This is a genomic window from Streptomyces sp., assembly GCF_035644915.1.
Classification (GTDB): domain Bacteria; phylum Actinomycetota; class Actinomycetes; order Streptomycetales; family Streptomycetaceae; genus Streptomyces.
In genome coordinates this window covers 1-20,344 of record NZ_DASQNP010000265.1, presented here as the reverse complement: position 1 = coordinate 20,344, position 20,344 = coordinate 1, and the positions used below count along the sequence as shown (strand labels likewise).

General features: G+C 71.5%; 15 protein-coding genes and 1 pseudogene. All 16 read right to left on the bottom strand.

The window, feature by feature from the left end; translation table 11 throughout:
- Window positions 1–334 (bottom strand): annotated as a pseudogene (locus VE546_RS27405) (GTPase ObgE); the annotation flags it as partial.
- A gap of 182 nt (window positions 335–516) precedes the next feature.
- The gene (rpmA, locus tag VE546_RS27400) at window positions 517–774 is read right to left on the bottom strand and encodes a 50S ribosomal protein L27 (protein WP_324927055.1); all 258 of its coding nucleotides are present in this window, start codon (window positions 772–774) and stop codon (window positions 517–519) included.
- Between the two features lie 14 nt (window positions 775–788).
- Complete coding sequence (rplU, locus tag VE546_RS27395; protein ID WP_324927052.1) at window positions 789–1,112, bottom strand: 50S ribosomal protein L21; 324 nt, start codon at window positions 1,110–1,112, stop codon at window positions 789–791.
- Window positions 1,113–1,360: 248 nt separating this feature from the next.
- Entirely contained in the window at window positions 1,361–5,152 is a 3,792-nt protein-coding gene (locus tag VE546_RS27390; protein WP_324927049.1) for an Rne/Rng family ribonuclease, read from the bottom strand.
- A gap of 238 nt (window positions 5,153–5,390) precedes the next feature.
- Complete coding sequence (locus VE546_RS27385; RefSeq protein WP_324927046.1) at window positions 5,391–6,137, bottom strand: TIGR03936 family radical SAM-associated protein; 747 nt, start codon at window positions 6,135–6,137, stop codon at window positions 5,391–5,393.
- Window positions 6,138–6,239: 102 nt separating this feature from the next.
- Window positions 6,240–6,797, bottom strand: a complete 558-nt coding sequence (locus VE546_RS27380; RefSeq protein WP_324927043.1) for a GNAT family N-acetyltransferase — start codon at window positions 6,795–6,797, stop codon at window positions 6,240–6,242.
- Between the two features lie 87 nt (window positions 6,798–6,884).
- Complete coding sequence (locus VE546_RS27375) at window positions 6,885–8,813, bottom strand: TIGR03960 family B12-binding radical SAM protein (protein ID WP_324927040.1); 1,929 nt, start codon at window positions 8,811–8,813, stop codon at window positions 6,885–6,887.
- 143 nt (window positions 8,814–8,956) lie between these two features.
- Entirely contained in the window at window positions 8,957–10,150 is a 1,194-nt protein-coding gene (rodA, locus tag VE546_RS27370; RefSeq protein WP_324927037.1) for a rod shape-determining protein RodA, read from the bottom strand.
- Entirely contained in the window at window positions 10,147–12,261 is a 2,115-nt protein-coding gene (mrdA, locus tag VE546_RS27365; protein WP_324927034.1) for a penicillin-binding protein 2, read from the bottom strand. The genes rodA and mrdA overlap by 4 nt, the downstream gene beginning before the upstream one ends.
- A gap of 13 nt (window positions 12,262–12,274) precedes the next feature.
- Complete coding sequence (mreD, locus tag VE546_RS27360; RefSeq protein ID WP_324927030.1) at window positions 12,275–12,970, bottom strand: rod shape-determining protein MreD; 696 nt, start codon at window positions 12,968–12,970, stop codon at window positions 12,275–12,277.
- A 2-nt stretch (window positions 12,971–12,972) separates the two neighbouring features.
- Window positions 12,973–13,920, bottom strand: coding sequence for a rod shape-determining protein MreC (mreC, locus tag VE546_RS27355; protein ID WP_324927027.1), 948 nt, complete (start codon window positions 13,918–13,920; stop codon window positions 12,973–12,975).
- A gap of 132 nt (window positions 13,921–14,052) precedes the next feature.
- Entirely contained in the window at window positions 14,053–15,072 is a 1,020-nt protein-coding gene (locus VE546_RS27350) for a rod shape-determining protein (RefSeq protein WP_324927058.1), read from the bottom strand.
- Window positions 15,073–15,357: 285 nt separating this feature from the next.
- On the bottom strand, window positions 15,358–15,771 hold the full coding sequence (ndk, locus tag VE546_RS27345) for a nucleoside-diphosphate kinase (RefSeq protein ID WP_324927023.1): 414 nt from the start codon (window positions 15,769–15,771) through the stop codon (window positions 15,358–15,360).
- Window positions 15,772–15,865: 94 nt separating this feature from the next.
- Window positions 15,866–16,207: a DUF4233 domain-containing protein gene (locus tag VE546_RS27340; protein WP_324927020.1), complete on the bottom strand. Its 342-nt coding sequence runs from the start codon at window positions 16,205–16,207 to the stop codon at window positions 15,866–15,868.
- Window positions 16,208–17,755 carry a bifunctional tetrahydrofolate synthase/dihydrofolate synthase gene (folC, locus tag VE546_RS27335; RefSeq protein WP_324927017.1) on the bottom strand — a complete coding sequence of 516 codons (1,548 nt, stop codon included), beginning with the start codon at window positions 17,753–17,755 and terminating at the stop codon, window positions 16,208–16,210. It lies immediately after the preceding gene.
- 78 nt (window positions 17,756–17,833) lie between these two features.
- The coding region (locus VE546_RS27330) for a valine--tRNA ligase (protein WP_324927014.1) at window positions 17,834–20,344 on the bottom strand (2,511 nt) is incomplete at its 5' end.

Below are 20,344 nucleotides of genomic sequence, written 5' to 3'. Positions count from 1 at the left end.
CCTGGCCGACCAGGTCGGCCAGCACGTTGCCCTGCTTGTCGAGGACGACCGTGCCGTCCGGGACGGGCAGCACCAGGTCCTTCCCGTCCGCGCCCGAGCGGTGGCCGCCCTCGCCGGGCCTGCCGTTGCCGGCCCTGCGGTGCGGGGTGTGGTGGTACTCCAGGAGCGTGGTCACGGACTGGTCGACGACGAGGACGACGTCGCCGCCCCGGCCGCCGTTGCCGCCGTCCGGGCCGCCCAGCGGCTTGAACTTCTCCCGGTGCACGGAGGCGCAGCCGTGGCCTCCGTTACCCGCGGCGATGTGCAACTCGACGCGGTCCACGAAGGTGGTCATGACGGATGCCTCCCGGCTGGTGATCAAGGGATGTACGGATTGTCGGGTGTCGGCGCGTTGTACGGCGTGCCCGTACAACGCGCCGAGGGCGGAGCCGCTTCCCCGCCGCACGCGCGGCGCGCGTGCGGCGGAAGGCGGTCCGCCCTCGGAAAAGGTGCTGCCGTATCGTGCCGGGAGCCTGGTTACTCGGCGACCGGGACGATGTTCACGACCTTGCGGCCACGGTAGGTGCCGAACTGCACCGCCCCGGCGGCCAGCGCGAACAGCGTGTCGTCACCGCCGCGGCCCACGCCGTTGCCCGGGTGGAAGTGGGTGCCGCGCTGACGGACCAGGATCTCACCCGCGTTGACGACCTGGCCGCCGAAGCGCTTCACTCCGAGCCGCTGAGGGTTGGAGTCACGACCGTTCCGGGTGGACGATGCGCCCTTCTTGTGTGCCATCTCTCTTCAGTCCCTTACTTCTTCGCCGGGGCGTCGATGCCGGTGATCTTCAGCGCGGTGTGCAGCTGACGGTGACCGATCCGCTTGCGGTAACCGGTCTTGTTCTTGTACTTCAGGATGTCGATCTTGGCACCCTTGTGGTGGTCCACGACCTCGGCGTGGACCTTCACACCGGCCAGGACCCAGGGGTCGCTGGTGACCGAATCGCCATCGACGATGAGCAGGGTCGAGAGCTCGACGCTGTCGCCGACCTTGCTGCTGGAGATACGGTCAACCTCAATCACGTCCCCGACGGACACCTTCTGCTGGCGGCCGCCGGTGCGCACGATCGCGTACACGCGGAACTCTCTCTCGCTCGTGGGTGGAGCCCCTGATGCCAGCCGCCCGACACGGGGCGGGCCCGTGATGATCCCAGTGGATTGAGCGGCCTCTCCTCGCACTCCCACGACACCTCGCGGAGCGCGTGGAGGGAGTTGCTCAGGAGCTTGGCGTATTCATCGACACGCCGACGGTCAAGATTACGGGGCCCGGACGGGAGGGTCAAACCGGGCTCCGGACGCCGGGAGGGCGCCCGGAGCCCGGTCCGTCACTCCTCCGCCGGGGCCGAGACCGACGGCGGGGCCTGCTGCTCCGCCGCCGCCGTCTTCCTGGCCGCCGACTTCTTGGCGGTCTTCTTGGCCGCCGCCTTCGTCGTCGACTTCTTGGCGGTGGTCTTCTTCGCCGCCGTCTTCTTGGCCGCCGTCTTCTTCGCCGCGGTCTTCTTGGCCGTGGCCTTCTTCGCGGCGGCCTTCTTGGCCGTCTTGCGGGCCGTCTTCTCCGCCGGGGCGGCCTCCCCCGCCTCCGGCTCGCCGGCGGTCTCCGGGGACGTGGCGGGCTCGGTGATCTCCGCCGCCTCCGGAGAGCCCGTGGGAGTCGCCGCGCGGCGTACCACGCGACGGCGGGGACGGGCCGGGGGTGCGGGCTCGACGGCGGGCTCGGACGCCCTCTCCGCCGCCTTCTCCCCGGTCTCCCCGGCAGCCTTTCCGGCTTCCCCGGCCTCCTCGGCCTTCGGGGCCGCCGGAACCACCGTCACCGCCGCCTCGGCCGCCTCGGCCGCCTTCGGCGGCCCCGCCGGGACCGACACCTTCCGGCTCACCCGCCGGCGCCTGCCACGGCCGCGCCGGGCGGCCTCCTCGGCCTCGGCCGCGCTGTTGTACAGCTCCTCGTCCGGGACGAACGGCGGCTCCGGCAGCGCCGTGGGCTCGGCGGCCTCCGCCGCGACCTCGGCCGCGGTCTCCGCAGGCTCCTCGGCCGGCTCCTCGGCCGCCGGTGCCTCGGCGGCCGGGAGCTCGGGCACGGGCTCGGGCTGCGCCGCGGCCTTGCCCTTCTTCCTGCCGCGCTTGCCGCCACCGCCGCCCTGGCCCTGCACCTGGTCCATGTGGACGATGACGCCGCGGCCGTTGCAGTGCACGCAGGTCTCGGAGAAGGACTCCAGCAGCCCCTGGCCGACCCGCTTGCGGGTCATCTGGACCAGGCCCAGCGAGGTGACCTCGGCCACCTGGTGCTTCGTACGGTCCCGTCCCAGGCACTCCAGCAGGCGCCGCAGCACCAGGTCGCGGTTGGACTCCAGCACCATGTCGATGAAGTCGATCACGATGATGCCGCCGAGGTCGCGCAGCCGGAGCTGGCGCACGATCTCCTCGGCCGCCTCCAGGTTGTTCCTGGTGACCGTCTCCTCCAGGTTGCCGCCCTGGCCGGTGAACTTGCCGGTGTTGACGTCGATCACGACCATCGCCTCGGTGCGGTCGATGACCAGTGATCCGCCGCTGGGCAGCCAGACCTTGCGGTCCAGCGCCTTCATCAGCTGCTCGTCGATCCGGTAGGTGGCGAAGACGTCGACCTCGGAGGTCCACTTCTGCAGCCGGTCGACCAGGTCGGGGGCGACGTGCGAGACGTAGCCGTGGATCGTCTCCCAGGCCTGGTCGCCACTGACGATGACCTTGGAGAAGTCCTCGTTGAAGATGTCGCGGACGACCCGGACGGTCATGTCCGGCTCGCCGTAGAGCAGCGCCGGCGCGTTGCCCTTGCGGGCCTTCTTCTGGATGTCCTCCCACTGCGCCTGGAGCCGCTCGACGTCGCGGCGCAGCTCCTCCTCGCTGGCGCCCTCGGCGGCCGTACGGACGATGACGCCCGCGTCCTCGGGGACGACCCTCTTGAGGATCTGCTTGAGGCGGGCCCGCTCGGTGTCCGGGAGCTTGCGGCTGATGCCGGTCATCGAGCCCTCGGGCACGTAGACCAGGTAGCGGCCGGGGAGGGACACCTGGCTGGTCAGCCGGGCGCCCTTGTGGCCGATTGGGTCCTTGGTGACCTGCACCAGGACGGACTGGCCGGACTTGAGCGCGGTCTCGATCCGGCGCGGGCCGCCGGACATGCCCAGGGCCTCGAAGTTGACCTCGCCGGCGTACAGGACGGCGTTGCGCCCCTTGCCGATGTCGACGAAGGCGGCCTCCATCGACGGCAGGACGTTCTGGACCTTGCCCAGGTAGACGTTGCCGACGTAGCTGGTCGACTGCTCCTTGTTGACGAAGTGCTCGACGAGGACGCCGTCCTCCAGCACGCCGATCTGGGTGCGGTCGCCGTTCTGGCGGACGACCATGACGCGCTCGACCGCCTCGCGGCGGGCGAGGAACTCGGCCTCGGTGATGATCGGGACGCGCCGGCGTCCCTGCTCGCGGCCCTCGCGGCGGCGCTGCTTCTTGGCCTCCAGGCGGGTGGAGCCCTTGATGGACTGCACGCCGTCCGCGCTCTCGGACGCCTCGTCCCGCTTCTTCCGCGGCTCGCGGATCTTGACGACCGTGCGCTCCGGGTCGTCGGGGGCGAGTTCGGTGGTCACGGCCTCGGCGTCCCCGCTGCGACGGCGGCGGCGACGGCGGCGGCGCGAGGAGCTGCTGGAGGCGGTCGCGTGGTCTCCGGCGGTGCCGGTGCCCTCGCCGTCCTCGTGCTGCTCGCCGGAGTCACCGGAGTCGCCGTGCTCGTCGTTCCGGTCGTCCCCGGCGGTCACGGTCTCCCGGGCGTCCTCGCCGTTCCCGGCGTCCTCGTCGCCCTCCTCGCCGTCCCGGTCGTCCTCGGAGGCCTCGGCGTCCCCGCCGCGACGGCGGCGGCGCCCACCACGGCGACGGCGGCGTGCGGGACGCTCCTCGGCCTCCTCGGCCCGGCCGCCGTCCGTCTCCTCGTCCTCGGAGTCCTCGGAGTCCTCGGCGGTCTCGGAAGCCTCCAGGTCCTCGGCGCTCTCGTCGGCGCCCTCCTGCCCGGCCGCGTACCCGTCACCGCCGCGGCGACGGCGCCGACGGCGGCGGCGCGCCGTGGCGGTGGACTCCGCGTGGGCGGCGTCCTCGGCGTCCGGGGTGTCCTCGCCGTACTCGCCGTACTCGGCTTCGGGCTCGTCCTCGTCCTCGTCCGGCTCCTCGAAGTCCACGGCCGCGGCGGCGGCCGCTTCGGCCGCCGCGGTCTCCGGGGTCTGGAAGACCGGCTCGGTGAACACCGGCGCCTGGAAGACCGCCACCGGCGGCTTCCGCGGCCGGCGCGGGGCCGCGGGCTCGGCCTCGGCGGGCGCCGCGGGCTGCTCCGCCTCGGCGGCGGGCCGTGCGGACCGGTCGGACTCCGCCACGGGCTGCTCCTCGGCCGGCTTCTCGGCCGGCTTCTCGGTCTTCTTCGCAGCCGCCGTCTTCCTGGTGGTGGTCTTCTCCGCGGTGGCCTTGCGGGTGCGCCGCCGGGTACGGGCGGCAGGCTCCGGCTGCTCCTCGGCCGGCTCGGGAGTTCCCGTGTTCTCCGCGGCCGGTGCGGGCTCCGCGGTCTCCTCCGCCGGCTGGGGCGGGCCCGCCGGAGCGGACGCCCGGCGCGTCACGCGCCGCCGGGTACGGGTGGCGGCCGGCTGCTCCTCGACCGGCGCGGTGGCCTCGGCGGGCTTCTCCCCGTCCCCGGCCCGGGATTCGGCGGTGGTCCCGGCCGACGACGCGGGCAGCACCGTCTCGGCCGCCTCCGGCGGGCCCGCCGGAGCGGACGCCCGGCGCGTCACGCGCCGCCGGGGGCGCGCGGACGGGGACGCGGCCCCGGACTCGGGGGCGGCCCCGGAGGATACGGGCTCGGGGGCGGCGGGGGACTCCGCGGCGGGCGCATCGGCCTCGGCCGCGGTGACCGGGGCGGCCGGCGTGATGACCTCGGGCTCCACGCTGGTGACCGCGGGCGGGCCGGCCGGGCGGGACACCACGCGGCGGCGGCGCCGCGGCGGCAGGGTGTCGCTGGGGGTGTCGGGTGCGGTGGTGGCCTCCCCGCCGGGAGCGGGGGACGTCCTGTCGTCGTTCTTCGCGGTGATCTCCGCGGATTCCGTGGGTTCGCGCATGCGGGCGGTTCTCCCGTCACGCTCCCGGGCGCCGTACCTCGGTCCGGTCGGGCTCCGCCTGATGTGCGCGGGCCGCTGTCCGGGGCGCGGGCGCCGCACGGGAGCTGTTGTCTCGCTCGCCGGTTCCGTGCCACCCGGCTCGGCTCCGGCGAAAGTCTGCTGGTCGGTGCGCCTGCCTGGCGGCCGGACCCGGGTGGCTCCCTGGTGCCTCGCACGTCGGCGGCGCTGCGGCGTCGGCCTACGCGGTGCCGTCCGGCGCCGTCGCGACGGGTGTTGCGTCGCGGTCGGGCGCCAACGGATCGGTCACCGTGCCGGTCTCCTCATCGAGCGGCCCCTGCGCCAGCCTGGTCACCGCTGCGGGGACCGGCGGCGCCAGGTCGGCCGTAGCTCGGAGGCCGGACAGGACGTCGTCGGGTCGTACGGCGGGTGTCTGGTGCCGTACTACCAGGCGCAGTATCGCACAGGGACCGTCTCCGGGCCTATCGGACCCGGCCGGGACGACCTCCAGTGAGGCCACTGCGGCGCGTGTGTCGAAAGTGCGCATACCCTTCTTGGTCTGCCGCTGAACCTCGACCGAGTCGGCGGCGAGGAACGCCTCCACCGCCTTCTCCGCCTCCTCCGGCGTCACGCCGTCCAGTCGCAGCTCCCAGCAGGAGGCCGTGAGCTGGTCGGCGAATCCGCTGGTACGGGCCTCCACCGCGTCGATGACGTCGAGGCCCTCGGGAAGCGATGCGTCGAGCAGCCGCCGCAGCACCTCGGGATCGCGCCGCTCGGTGAGGGCGATCTCCAGGTACTCGGCCTCGCTGCCCGTGCCGGTCGGCGCCGCGTTCGCGTACGAGACCTTCGGGTGCGGGGTGAAGCCCGCGGAGTACGCCATGGGCACCTCGGCCCGGCGCAGCGCCCGTTCGAAGGCGCGTTGGAAGTCGCGGTGGCTGGTGAACCGGAGGCGGCCGCGTTTGGTGTAGCGCAGACGGATGCGCTGCACCGCGGGTGCGGGCGGCGGGCCTTCGGGCTGTCGCTTGCCCAGTGTCCCTCAGTCCTTCGTGCTGTCCTGGGCCCGGCTGGGGCCGTGTTCCTTTCCCCCAGGTTACGCGGCTCCCGGGGTCGGTGTTGTCGGTACCCAGTAGCGCAGCTTCACACCCCGCCGGTCCTCGAAGACGCCGCCGCACGCCTCGATCACCTTGCGGGAGGCGATGTTGGTGTCGTCGCAGGTGATCAGGGCCGGGTCGATGCCCAGGGAGCGGGCGACGGGCAGGGCGGCGCGCAGCATGGCGGTCGCGTGGCCGCGGCGGCGGGCGGAGGCGCGCACGTCGTAGCCGATGTGCCCGCCGTAGTCGAGGAGGAAGGTGTTGAGCCGGTGGCGGATGGCGATGCGGCCCAGGTAGGTGTCGCCGTCGACCCACCACAGGGTGGTGCTCGGGACGAATCCCGACGGGCGCGGGGTGTCCTCCTCGGCGTCGGCGCGGAGGGCGGCGACGTACTCGGCGAAGACCTCCGGGTCCTCCCACCGGCCGCGGTAGGCGCGGATGTCGCGCCCGACCATCGAGTTGTCCTCCGGTGTTCCCCGGCCTTCCGCGGCGAACTCCTCCATCGCCTCGAGGAAGGAGGCGTGCACGCGGACGGTGGGAGTGATCAGTTCCGGCATGGGCGCCAGTCTGCCAGTGCGCCCCGCCTCCGGCGGAGGCGGGGCGCACGATGTGCTCCGGCGGCCCGGGGCCGGGCCGCCGGGCGGCTACTTGTTGACGACCGTCAGCGGCAGCAGCTTCTTGCCCGTGGGACCGATCTGGATGCTGGTGTCCATGGCGGGGCAGACGCCGCAGTCGTAGCAGGGGGTCCAGCGGCAGTCCTCGACCTCGGTCTCGTCGAGGGCGTCCTGCCAGTCCTCCCACAGCCAGTCCTTGTCCAGGCCGGAGTCGAGGTGGTCCCAGGGCAGGACCTCCTCGTAGGTGCGCTCGCGCGTGGTGTACCAGTCGACGTCCACGCCGTACGGGGCCAGCGCGCGCTCGGCGCACTCCATCCACAGGTCGTAGGAGAAGTGCTCGCGCCAGCCGTCGAAGCGCCCGCCGGCCTCGTAGACGGCCCGGATCACGTCGCCGATGCGGCGGTCGCCGCGCGAGAGCAGGCCCTCGACGATCCCGGGCTTGCCGTCGTGGTAGCGGAAGCCGATGGAGCGGCCGTACCGCTTGTCCGCGCGGATCCTCTCCCGCAGCTTCTCCAGGCGGGCGTCGGTCTCCTCGGCGGAGAGCTGCGGGGCCCACTGGAAGGGGGTGTGCGGCTTGGGCACGAAGCCGCCGATGGAGACGGTGCAGCGGATGTCGTTGGAACCGGACACCTCGCGGCCCTTGGCGATGACCTTGCCGGCCATGTCGGCGATCTGCAGCACGTCCTCGTCGGTCTCCGTGGGCAGGCCGCACATGAAGTACAGCTTCACCTGCCGCCAGCCGTTGCCGTACGCGGTGGCGACGGTGCGGATCAGGTCCTCCTCGGAGACCATCTTGTTGATGACCTTGCGGATGCGCTCGCTGCCGCCTTCGGGGGCGAAGGTCAGGCCGGAGCGGCGGCCGTTGCGGGTCAGCTCGTTGGCCAGGTCGATGTTGAAGGCGTCCACGCGGGTGGACGGCAGGGAGAGGCCGATCTTGTCGTCCTCGTAGCGGTCGGCCAGGCCCTTGGTGATGTCGGCGATCTCGCTGTGGTCGGCGGAGGACAGCGACAGCAGGCCGACCTCCTCGAAGCCGGTGTTCCGCAGGCCCCGCTCGACCATCTCGCCGATGCCGGTGATGGAGCGCTCGCGCACCGGACGGGTGATCATGCCCGCCTGGCAGAAGCGGCAGCCGCGGGTGCAGCCGCGGAAGATCTCCACCGACATCCGCTCGTGGACGGTCTCGGCGAGCGGCACCAGCGGCTTCTTGGGGTAGGGCCACTCGTCGAGGTCCATCACGGTGTGCTTGGACACCCGCCACGGCACGCCGGAGCGGTTGGGGACGACGCGGGCGATCCGGCCGTCGGGCAGGTACTCCACGTCGTAGAACTTCGGCACGTACACGCCGCCGGTCTTCGCCAGGCGCAGCAGCAGCCCGTCGCGGCCGTCCGGGCGGCCCTCGGCCTTCCAGTCCCGGATGATGTCGGTGATCTCCAGGACGGCCTGCTCGCCGTCGCCGATGACCGCGCAGTCGATGAAGTCCGCGATCGGCTCGGGGTTGAAGGCGGCGTGGCCGCCCGCGATGACCACCGGGTGGTCCGGGCCGCGGTCCTTCGCCTCCAGCGGGATGCCGGCGAGGTCGAGGGCGGTGAGCAGGTTGGTGTAGCCCAGCTCGGTGGCGAAGGAGACGCCGAGCACGTCGAAGGCGCCGACCGGGCGGTGGGCGTCCACGGTGAACTGCGGGACCCCGTGCTCGCGCATGAGCTTCTCCAGGTCCGGCCACACGCTGTAGGTGCGCTCGGCGAGCACGCCCTCGCGCTCGTTGAGCACCTCGTAGAGGATCATGACGCCCTGGTTGGGCAGGCCGACCTCGTAGGCGTCGGGGTACATCAGTGCCCAGCGGACATCGCAGGCGTCCCAGTCCTTGACGGTGGAGTTCAGCTCTCCACCGACGTACTGGATCGGCTTCTGGACGTGCGGGAGGAGGGCCTCCAGGCGCGGGAAGACCGACTCGACAGGCATGGGTGGTGTCCTCGGATGCTGGGGTCTGGATGCTGGGGTTCTGGGTGCAGGTCCGCGTGCTGGTCCTCTGCGTGCCGATCCGCGGACGTACGTGACCATCCAGCGTAACCGGTGCCGGTACGGGCCCGGTGTCCGCGGGCGGTTCAGGCGGACACCGGGCGCTGCACCCGGATGGACTGGAGCAGCCCGATGGCGATCCAGACCGCGAACATCGAGGTGCCGCCGTAGCTGACGAAGGGCAGCGGCAGGCCGGCGACCGGCATGATGCCCATGGTCATCCCGATGTTCTCGAAGGACTGGAAGGCGAACCAGGCGATGATCCCGGCGGCGACGACCGTGCCGTACAGCTCGGTCGTCTCGCGGGCGATGCGGCAGGCCCGCCAGAGCACCACGGCGATCAGGAAGATGATCAGGCCCGCGCCGAGGAAGCCCAGTTCCTCGCCCGCGACGGTGAAGACGAAGTCGGTCTGCTGCTCGGGGACGAACCGCCCCGTGGTCTGGGTGCCCTCGAACAGGCCCTTGCCGTAGAGCCCGCCCGAACCGATGGCGATACGGGCCTGGTTGGTGTTGTAGCCGGCGCCGGACGGGTCGAGGGCCGGGTTGGCGAAGGCGGCGAAGCGCTTGATCTGGTAGTCGTCGAGCACGCCGAGCTGCCAGACCAGGACCGCCCCGATGCCGCCCGCGGCGAGCAGGCCGATGATCCAGCGGTTGGAGGCACCGGAGGCCAGCAGCACCCCGAGCACGATCATGACCAGCACCATCACCGAGCCCATGTCGGGCATCAGCATGACGATCCCGATCGGCACGGCGGCCAGCCCGAGGGCCTGCACCACCGTGCGGTGGTCGGGGTAGACGCGGTCCCCCGCGTCCACCCGGGCCGCCAGTATCATCGCCATGCCCAGAATGATGGTGATCTTGGCGAATTCGGCGGGCTGGAGCGACAGGCCGCCGCCCAGCTTCAGCCAGGCGCGCTGGCCGTTGATCGTCGCGCCGAGCGGGGTGAGCACGAGCAGCGCCAGCAGCACCGACAGGATGTACAGCACCGGGACCGCACCGCGCAGCCTGCGGTGGCCGAGCCAGATGGTGCCCGCGGCGAGCGCCACGCCGATGGCGAGGCTGAGCAGGTGGCGCCAGAGGAAGTAGTGCGGGTCGCCCTCGTTCAGCTCGGTGCGGTTGCGGGTGGCGGACCACACCAGCAGGGCGCCGACGACGGACAGCGCCAGGCAGGCGAACAGCAGTATCCAGTCCAGGCGGCGGACGACGGAGTCGCGCGCCGTGATCCTGCTCCAGGCCGACCGCTCCTGCCAGGGCCGTCCCGCGTAGGAGTGGGTGCTCACGGTGTGAAGCCCTTCTGGCGCTGGGCCTCGATCGTGCCGTCCGGACTGATCTTCGGAAGTTCCTTCTGCGGCCTCGGCAGCAGCGCCTTGTTCTTGTGGATCTTGCCCTTGTCGTCCACGCCGTACAGCGCGTCGTAGATGTTGCGCACGGCGGGGCCGGAGGCGCCGGAACCGGTGCCGCCCTGGGAGATCGTCATGACGATCGCGTACTCGTCGGTGTAGGTGGCGAACCACGAGGTGGTCTGCTTGCCGTAGACCTCGGCCGTACCGGTCTTGGCGTGCATCGGGATCTTGTCCTGGGGCCAGCCGGTGTCGGCGAAGCGCCAGGCGGCGGTGCCCCGGGTGGCGACGCCCTCCAGGGCCTTGTCCATCTGGCGCAGGGTCCTGCGGTCTATCGGCAGCCGGCCCTTGGCCTTCGGCTCGATCTCCTCGACGTCCTTGCCGTCCGGGCTGACGACCGCCTTGCCGACGGTGGGCTCGTACACGGTGCCGCCGTTGCTGAGGGCCGCGTAGATGGTGGCCATCTGGATGGGCGTCACCAGGGTGTCGCCCTGGCCGATGGAGTAGTTGACGCTGTCACCGGCGCGCAGCTTGTTGCCCTCCAGGCAGTTCTCGTACGCGATCTTCTCGACGTAGTCCCCGTCCTTCTTCCCGTACTTGCACCAGGCGTCCTTGTTGGCCTCCCAGTACTCCTGCTTCCACCTGCGGTCGGGCACGCGGCCGGTGACCTCGTTGGGCAGGTCGATCCCGGTGCGCTTGCCGAGGCCGAACTCGTGGGCCATCTTGTAGAACCAGTCGTCGGGGTTCTTCTTCGGCTTGTTGCCGCCGTCCTTCTTCCACTCCTGGTGGGCGAGGGCGTAGTAGACGGTGTCGCAGGAGACCTCCAGCGCCCGGCCGAGGTCGATCATGCCGTGGTTCTGCGACTCGAAGTTCTTGAAGACCTGGCCGCCGATGCTGTACGAGGACGAGCAGTTGTAGCGCCCGTCGAAGGGGTAGCCCGCCTTGACGGCCGCGGCGGTGGGGATCACCTTGAAGATCGAGCCGGGCGCCGCCTGCCCCTGGATGGCCCGGTTGAGCAGCGGGTAGTTGGACTTCTTGCCGGTGAGTTCGGCGTAGTCCTTGGCCGAGATGCCGCCGACCCAGGCGTTGGGGTCGTAGTCCGGCAGGGAGGCCATCGCCACGATCCGGCCGGTCCTGGCCTCCATCACCACGACCGCGCCCGCGTCCGCCTTGTAGTTCTCGCCGGTGTTGTCGTCGAACTGCTCGCGGGCCTTCTTCATCGCCTTGGCCAGCTCCTTCTCGGCGACGGCCTGGACGCGGGCGTCGATGCTGGTGACCAGGCTGGCGCCGGGCTCGCCCTTGTCGTTCTCGGCCTCCCCGATGACCCGGCCGAGGTTGTCCACCTTGTACCGCGTCACGCCCGCGTCGCCGCGCAGCGCCGCGTCGTAGCTGCGCTCCAGGCCGGAGCGGCCGATCTGGTCGGAGCTGAGCAGCGGCGAGTCGCCGTCCTTGGTCTGCTCGATCTCCTCGTCGGTGACGGGCGAGAGGTAGCCGAGGACCTGGGCGGTCCTGGCGCCGTACGGGGCCGGGTAGCGGCGGACGGCGGTGGGCTCGGCGGTGATGCCGGGGAAGTCCTCCTGGCGCTCGCGGATCTGGAGCGCCTGCTGCGTGGTGGCCTCGTCGGTGATCGGGATCGGCTGGTAGGGGGAGCCGTTCCAGCAGGGCTGCGGCGTCTCGGCGTCGCAGAGCCGGATCTTGTCGGACACCTCCTTGTACGTCATGCCCAGGACGTCGGCGAGCCGGGTGAGCACCGCCTTGCCCCCGTCCTCCATCTTCATCAGCTCGGTGCGGCTGGCGGAGACCACCAGCCGGGTCTCGTTGTCGGCCAGCGGCACGCCGCGGGCGTCGAGGATGGCGCCGCGCACGGCGGGCTGGACGACCTGCTGGACGTGGTTGCCCGCGGCCTTCTCGGCGTACTCCTCGCCGTTGCGGATCTGGAGGTACCACAGCCGCCCGCCGAGGGTGAACATCAGCGAGAAGACCAGGATCTGGATGGCGACCAGCCGGATGGTGACCCGGGGCGTGCGCCCGGTCTCGGGAATGTTGCTCACTGCTCCGCCTCCGTCACAGTCGCTTGACGCCCTTGATCCGCCCCACCTTGCTCTTCGGCGAGCGGGCCAGCAGGCCGCCGCGCGGGCCGGCCGTGCGGGTGGCCCGGCCGGCCAGCCGGCCCGCGCGGTTCCGGCCGGCGGAGCCGAGCAGTCCGTCGTACCGGCGGGCGCCGTCGCCGGCGCTGCCCGCCGCCTCGGCGAGCGGGTCGTGTTCGGTGCGGCGGGCCAGCGCCATGACCACCGGGACGGTGAACGGCGCGAGCAGCAGGTCGTAGACGGTGGCCGTCAGCAGCAGTCCGCCCAGGCCCGCGTGGCGGGCGGCGGTGTCCCCGACCAGCGCGCCGACGCCCGCGTACAGCAGGGTGGAGGAGAGCGCGGCGCCCGCCACGACGAGCATCGGGACGGTGGCCGAGCGGTGCTGGCCGTTCTCCGGCCTGGTCAGGCCGGCGGCGTAGCCGATGACGCACAGCACCAGGGCGTAGCGTCCCACGGCGTGGTCGGCGGGCGGCGCGAGGTCGGCCAGCAGCCCGGCGCCGAAGCCGACCAGGGCGCCGCCCGTGTGGCCGTACACCAGCGCCAGGCCGAGGACGGTCAGCAGCAGCAGGTCGGGCACGGCGCCGGGGAGCTGGAGCCGGGCCAGCACGCTGACCTGGACGACCAGGGCGACGACGACGAGCGTGGTGGAGAGCAGGATCCGGTTGGGGCGCATCGCTATCGGTCAGCTCCTGGGGAGGCGCTCGCGGAGGGGCGTGCGGAGGGGGTCGCGGTCACCGTGACCGTCGGGGTGGGCCTGGGCTTCGTCCGCGGCGGGAGCACCGTGTCGCGCGGGTCGGTGCGCGGCGGCCTGACGACGACGCCGACGATGTCGAGCTTGGTGAAGCCGACGTACGGCCGCACCCGCACCGTCCTGGTGAGGCCGCCGCTGTGCGGATCGACCCGGATGACCTCGCCGACCGGCACCCCGGGGACGAACGGCCTGTCGTTGCTGGAGCCGAAGGTGACCAGGCGGTCGCCCTTCTTGACCTCGGCCTTGCTGTTGAGGAGCTGGACGGTCAGGGCGCTGTCGCCGCGGCCGTTGGCGAAGCCCAGCTCGCCCGTGCCCTCCAGGCGGGTGCCGACGGTGAAGTCGGGGTCGTTGGCGAGCAGCACGGTCGAGGTGCTCGGCCCGACGGTGGTCACCCGGCCGACGAGCCCGTCGCCGTTGATGACGGTCATGTCGCGCCTGATGCCGTCGCGCTCCCCGACGTCGAGGGTGACGGTCCAGGAGAAGCCCTGGGCGGCACCGATCCCGACGACCTGGGCGGCCTTGATGCCGTACTGCCCGGCGCCCGCGGTCTTCAGGAGCTTCTCCAGTTCGTGGACCCGGGAGCTGTTGCGGTCGACGGCGGCGAGTCTCTGCTTCAGCTCGGCGTTCTCCCGTTCCAGCACGCTGATCCGGTCATGGCGTTCGCCGGAGTCCCGTACGGCGGCGATGGCGTTGCCGACGGGGTCGACGGCGGTGGCGACGCTGTTCTCCACCGGGCCGAGGACGGACGCGGTGACCTGCCGTGCCCCGTCGAGCGGCGAGTGCTCACCCCCGCGGATGTCCACCGTGATCAGTGCGAACGCGATGGCGACCAGCAGGACGAGCAGCAGCCGGCTCTCTCGTGTATCCCTCACGTGCGACGGCCGTGCCTTCCCCTTGTTGGACTTGTCTGACCGTGGTGTTGGACGCGGTGCCGCTCCGCCCCGCCGGTCCGGCCGGCCGGGCGGCGCACCGCACGGACCGGGAGGGCCCCGGTCCGGGGGCCGCTACCGCCGTGGCTGGGCGTCGAGCACCTGCTGGAGCGCCTCGAACTCCTCGACGCACTTGCCGGAGCCCAGCGCCACCGAGTCCAGCGGGTTCTCGGCGATGTGGATCGGCATGCCCGTCTCGCGCCGCAGCCGCTCGTCCAGTCCGCGCAGCAGGGCGCCGCCGCCGGTGAGGACGATGCCGCGGTCCATGATGTCGCCGGAGAGCTCGGGCGGGCACTTGTCGAGGGTGGTCTTCACCGCGTCCACGATGGAGTTGACGGGTTCCTCGATGGCCTTGCGGACCTCGGCGGCCGAGATCACCACGGTCTTCGGCAGCCCGCTGACCAGGTCGCGGCCGCGGATCTCGGTGTGCTCGTCGGTCTCCAGGTCGTACGCCGAACCGATAGTGATCTTGATGCTCTCGGCGGTGCGCTCGCCGAGGAGGAGGCTGTACTCCTTCTTGACGTACTGGATGATCGCGTTGTCCAGCTCGTCGCCCGCGACGCGGATGGACTGCGCCGTGACGATCCCGCCGAGCGAGATCACCGCGACCTCGGTGGTGCCGCCGCCGATGTCGACGACCATGTTGCCCGTCGCCTCGTGGACCGGCAGGCCGGAGCCGATCGCCGCGGCCATCGGCTCCTCGATGATGTGCACCTGCCGGGCGCCGGCCTGGGTGGACGCCTCGATGACCGCGCGGCGCTCGACGCCCGTGATGCCGGAGGGAACGCAGACGACCACCCGGGGACGCGCGAGATAACGCCGCTTGTGGATCTTGAGGATGAAGTAGCGGAGCATCCGCTCGGTGATCTCGAAGTCGGCGATGACGCCGTCCTTCAGAGGGCGGACCGCCACGATGTTGCCGGGGGTGCGGCCGATCATCTTCTTCGCCTCGGCGCCGACCGCGAGGATTCCGCCGGTGTTGGTGTTGATGGCGACGACCGATGGCTCGTTGAGGACGATCCCGCGACCCCTGACGTACACCAGCGTGTTGGCGGTCCCGAGGTCGACAGCCATGTCACGGCCGATGAACGACATGTTGTTCGCCATGAGGATACGTCAGGCCTTCCAACTGGAGCGATGTGAGAGGGAGGACGACAGCGTGCGCTGCGGGACGCGGAGAAGTTTCCATCGTAGTCGCGCTCATTCGAACGCGGTGAGAGGGTTCCTCCTCCGTCATTGTCGGCGGAACGCGAGTCATCCCCGTATGTGGTGACGTCGCGTCCGGGTGATTCGTTCCCCCGAGTGGGGGTGGATTCACAGTGGGGCGATCGAATTCCATCGATCGCCCCAGGTCAAGAGGTTTACGGAGATGACAACCCGTCAGACACGAGTCGGGAAGAAAATCTTCACTTCTCGCTCCGCGGACTCCTCGGAGTCCGACGCGTGGATGAGGTTCTCACGCACGATCGTGCCGAAGTCCCCCCGGATGGAGCCGGGCGGTGCGGCGATCGGGTCGGTCGGACCCGCCAGTGCGCGTACCCCCTCGATCACCCGTTCGCCCTCGACCACCATCAGCACGGCCGGGCCGGACGTCATGAACTCCAGCAGCGGCTCGTAGAACGGGCGGCCGACGTGCTCGGCGTAGTGCTGCTCCAGCGTTTCGCGGTCCAGCGTGCGCAGCTCCAGCGCGCTGATCCGCCAGCCGGCCTTGCGCTCGATGCGGCCGACGATCTCGCCGATCAGGCCCCGCTTGACCGCATCGGGCTTGAGGATGACGAGGGTGCGCTGGCTCATGGGCGGCGGCTCCTTCGAGGTGAGGCGGAATACGGCATTCACAAGTGCTCAGAGGCTACAGGGGGACGGGTGGGAACCCGATGGCACCACCCGGTCACGCGGTGTCGGTCCCGGCCGCGAAGCGGGCCTTGGCCTCGTCCACCTTGCGGCCGAAGTGGATCGACGCCCACCACAGGCCGGCGAAGACGGCGCCGAGGAAGAACATCGCCGGGACGACGAAGCCGGAGACGATCAGACCGATCTGCAGCGCCCAGCCCAGTTGCAGCCCGCCGGGCCGGGTGAGCACGCCGCACAGCGCCAGGCACAGCACCATCGCCACGCCGCTGACCGTCCACACGGTCGTCGCCGACAGATCACTCAGCCGCATCGCCACCAGGGCGGCGAAGCCGATGACGAAGAACTCGCCGATGAGCGTGGAGGCGCAGAGCGTACGCATCTAACGGTCCCTTCCGAGCAGCAGCCGGGCCTCGCCGACGGTGAAGACCGAGCCGGTGACCAGCACGCCCGCCCCGGCGAACTCGCCCTCCTCCTCGGCCAGCGTGATGGCCTCCTCCAGCGCGTCGTCCAGCCGCGGCTCGACCTGGACCCGCTCCTCGCCGAAGACCTCCACGGCCAGGGCCGCCAGTTCGTCCACGTCCATGGCGCGGGAGGTGGCGTTGCGGGTCACCACGACCTCGGCGAAGATCGGTTCGAAGGCCTCCAGCAGCCCCCGTACGTCCTTGCCGGCGCTGGGGGCGACCACGCCGACCAGGCGGCTGAAGCCGAACGCCTCGGTGATCGCCTCGGCCGTGGCCTGCGCGCCCGCCGGGTTGTGGGCGGCGTCCAGTACGACGGTCGGGCTGCGGCGCACCACCTCCAGCCGGCCCGGGGAGGTCACGGAGGCGAAGGCGGCGCGGACGGCGTCGATGTCCAGGGAGCGGACCTGCTCGGCGCCGATGCCGAAGAACGCCTCGACGGCGGCCAGCGCCACGGCGGCGTTGTGCGCCATGTGCGCCCCGTGCAGCGGGAGGAAGACCTCCGGGTACTCCCCGCCCAGCCCGCGCAGCGTCAGCAACTGGCCGCCGACGGCGACCTCGCGGGAGACGACGCCGAACTCCAGCCCCTCGCGGGCGACCGTGGCGTCCATCTCCACGGCCCTCCTCAGCACCACCGAGGCGGCCTCCACCGGCTGCTGGGCCAGGACGACGGTGGCGCCCTGCTTGACGATGCCGGACTTCTCCACCGCGATCTTCTCCGGCGTGTCACCCAGCCGGTCGGTGTGGTCCAGGGAGATCGGGGTGATGACGGCGACGCCCGCGTCGATCACGTTGGTGGCGTCCCAGCTCCCGCCCATGCCGACCTCGACGACCGCCACGTCCACGGGGGCGTCGGCGAAGGCGGCGTACGCCATGCCCGTCAGCACCTCGAAGAACGACATCCGGTGCTCCTGGGAGGCGTCGACCATCTCCACGTACGGCTTGAGGTCCCGGTACGTCTCGATGAACCGCTCGGCCGTGATCGGCGCGCCGTCCAGGCTGATCCGCTCGGTCATGGCCTGCACGTGCGGGCTGCTGTAGCGGCCGGTCCGCAGGTCGAACGCGCCCAGCAGCGCCTCGATCATCCGGGCGGTGCTGGTCTTGCCGTTGGTGCCGGTGATGTGGATGGAGGGGTAGGAGCGCTGCGGCTCGCCCAGGACGTCCATCAGGGCGCTGATGCGCTTCAGCGACGGCTCCAGGCGCGTCTCGGGCCAGCGGCCCATCAGCTCGGCCTCCACCTCCCGCAGGGCCCGGTCCACCTCCGGGTCCTCGGGCCGGGTCGGCAGGTCGCTCGGGGGCGGCCCCGCCTGGGTGCGCAGGGTGCGGCTGCCCGCCTCGATCACGGCCAGGTCGGGGTCGCGGCCGGTCTCGGCGTCGATGATCTCGTCGAACCTCTCCAGGGGGTCGGGACCGTCGTCGTGGCCGTTGCCGGAATCGCCGTGCGCATCGTGCGGGAGGTGCTCACTCACTGTTTCAGTGTACGAAGACGGCCGCCGCCGCCACGCCCGGGCGGGGTGTGGCGGCGGCGGCCGTTCCGTGCCGGTCCGCTAGCCCTGCGGCAGGGCTTCGAGCTGGGCGGAGATCCGGGCGATGTCCGCCTCGGCCTGCGCCCGGCGGGCGCGGATCTTCTCCACCACGTGCTCGGGGGCCTTGGCCAGGAAGCCCTCGTTGCCGAGCTTGGCGGTGGTCTGCGCCAGCTCCTTCTCCGCCGCCGCCAGGTCCTTCGTCAGCCGCTTGCGCTCGGCCGCGAAGTCGATGGCGCCCGACAGGTCCAGCTCGACCTTCGCACCCGCCACCGGCAGGGCGGCGGTGGTCCGGAACTCCTCGCCCGGCTGCTGCAGGCGTGCCAGGGAGCGGATGGCCGCCTCGTGCGCCGCCAGCGGCGTCCCCTCCAGGGTGAGCCGGGCCGGGACGCGCTGGCCGGGCTGGAGGCCCTGGTCGGCGCGGAACCGGCGGACCTCGGTGATCACCTGCTGGAGCGTGGCGATCTCCTGCTCCGCGGCGGTGTCGCGGAAGCCGGAGTCGGCCGGCCAGTCGGCGATCACGACGGACTCCCGGCCCGTCAGCGTCGTCCACAGCTCCTCGGTGACGAACGGCATCACCGGGTGCAGCAGGCGCAGGGTGACGTCCAGGACCTCGCCCAGGACGCGGGCGGAGGCCCGGGCCGCCGGGCCGCCCTCGGCGAAGGTGGTCTTGGACAGCTCGACGTACCAGTCGAACACCTCGTCCCACGCGAAGTGGTAGAGGAGGTCGGAGAGCTTGGCGAACTGGTAGTCGTCGTAGTACGCGTCCACCTCCGCCACGACCGTGTTCAGCCGGGAGAGGATCCAGCGGTCGGTCGCCGAGAGCTCCTCGGGCGCGGGCAGCCCGCCCTCGACCGTGGCGCCGTTCATCAGCGCGAAGCGGGTGGCGTTCCAGACCTTGTTGGCGAAGTTGCGGGACGCCTGGACCCAGTCCTCGCCGATGGGCACGTCGGTGCCGGGGTTGGCACCGCGCGCGAGCGTGAAGCGCAGCGCGTCGGAGCCGTACTTGTCCATCCAGTCCAGCGGGTTGACCGCGTTGCCGAAGGACTTCGACATCTTCTTGCCGAACTGGTCGCGGACCATGCCGTGCAGCGCGATCTGGTGGAACGGCGGGGTGCCGTCCATCGCGTACAGGCCGAACATCATCATCCGGGCGACCCAGAAGAAGAGGATGTCGTAGCCGGTGACCAGGACGGAGTTCGGATAGAACTTCTCCAGGCTCTCGGTGTGCTCGGGCCAGCCGAGCGTGGAGAACGGCCACAGGCCCGAGGAGAACCAGGTGTCCAGGACGTCGCTCTCCTGGTGCCAGCCCTCGCCGCTCGGCGGCTCCTCGTCCGGCCCGACGCAGACCATCTCGCCGTTCGGGCCGTACCAGACCGGGATGCGGTGGCCCCACCAGAGCTGGCGGGAGATGCACCAGTCGTGGAGGTTGTCCACCCAGTCGAAGTAGCGCTTCTCCATCTCCTTGGGGTGGATGGTGACCCGGCCGTCGCGCACCGCGTCGCCCGCGGCCTTGGCCAGCGGGCCGACCTTGACCCACCACTGCATGGACAGCCGCGGCTCGATGGTGGTCTTGCAGCGCGAGCAGTGGCCGACGGAGTGGACGTACGGGCGCTTCTCGGCGACGATCCGCCCCTCGGCGCGCAGCGCGGCGACGACCGCCGAACGGGCCTCCAGCCGGTCCAGGCCCTGGAAGGGGCCGTGGGCGGTGATCACGGCGTGGTCGTCCATGACCGTGATGTTGGGCAGGCCGTGGCGGCGGCCGATCTCGAAGTCGTTCGGGTCGTGGGCCGGGGTGACCTTGACGGCCCCCGTGCCGAACTCCGGATCGACGTGCTCGTCGGCCACCACGGGGATGCGGCGGCCGGTGAGCGGCAGCTCGACCTCGGTGCCGACGAGGTGGGCGTAGCGCTCGTCGTCGGGGTGGACCGCCACGGCGGTGTCACCGAGCATCGTCTCGGCCCGGGTGGTGGCGACGACGATGGAGTTCTCGCCCTCGCCGTAGCGGATCGAGACCAGCTCGCCGTCCTCCTCGTCGTACTCCACCTCGATGTCGGAGATGGCGGTCAGACAGCGCGGGCACCAGTTGATGATCCGCTCGGCCCGGTAGATCAGCTCGTCGTCGTAGAGCCGCTTGAAGATCGTCTGGACGGCCCGGGAGAGCCCCTCGTCCATGGTGAAGCGCTCGCGCGACCAGGCGACGCCGTCGCCCAGGCGCCTCATCTGGCCGGAGATCTGGCCGCCGGACTCGGCCTTCCACCGCCACACCCGCTCGACGAACGCCTCGCGGCCCAGGTCGTGCCGGGACTTGCCCTCCTTGGCCAGCTCCCGCTCGACGACGTTCTGCGTGGCGATGCCGGCGTGGTCCATGCCGGGCTGCCACAGGGTCTCGTAGCCCTGCATCCGCTTGCGGCGGGTGAGGGCGTCGATCAGCGTGTGCTCGAAGGCGTGGCCCAGGTGCAGGCTGCCGGTGACGTTGGGCGGCGGGATGACGATCGTGTACGGCGGCTTGTCGCTCTTGGCGTCCGCCTCGAA

Bases quoted from the DNA above. Each gene is read 5' to 3' on its own strand.
- rpmA (WP_324927055.1), bottom strand. From the start codon at position 774: ATGGCACACAAGAAGGGCGCATCGTCCACCCGGAACGGTCGTGACTCC.
- VE546_RS27390 (WP_324927049.1), bottom strand. From the start codon at position 5,152: ATGCGCGAACCCACGGAATCCGCGGAGATCACCGCGAAGAACGACGAC.
- VE546_RS27380 (WP_324927043.1), bottom strand. From the start codon at position 6,797: ATGCCGGAACTGATCACTCCCACCGTCCGCGTGCACGCCTCCTTCCTC.
- VE546_RS27375 (WP_324927040.1), bottom strand. From the start codon at position 8,813: ATGCCTGTCGAGTCGGTCTTCCCGCGCCTGGAGGCCCTCCTCCCGCAC.
- mreD (WP_324927030.1), bottom strand. From the start codon at position 12,970: ATGCGCCCCAACCGGATCCTGCTCTCCACCACGCTCGTCGTCGTCGCC.
- VE546_RS27350 (WP_324927058.1), bottom strand. From the start codon at position 15,072: ATGTCGTTCATCGGCCGTGACATGGCTGTCGACCTCGGGACCGCCAAC.
- ndk (WP_324927023.1), bottom strand. From the start codon at position 15,771: ATGAGCCAGCGCACCCTCGTCATCCTCAAGCCCGATGCGGTCAAGCGG.
- VE546_RS27340 (WP_324927020.1), bottom strand. From the start codon at position 16,207: ATGCGTACGCTCTGCGCCTCCACGCTCATCGGCGAGTTCTTCGTCATC.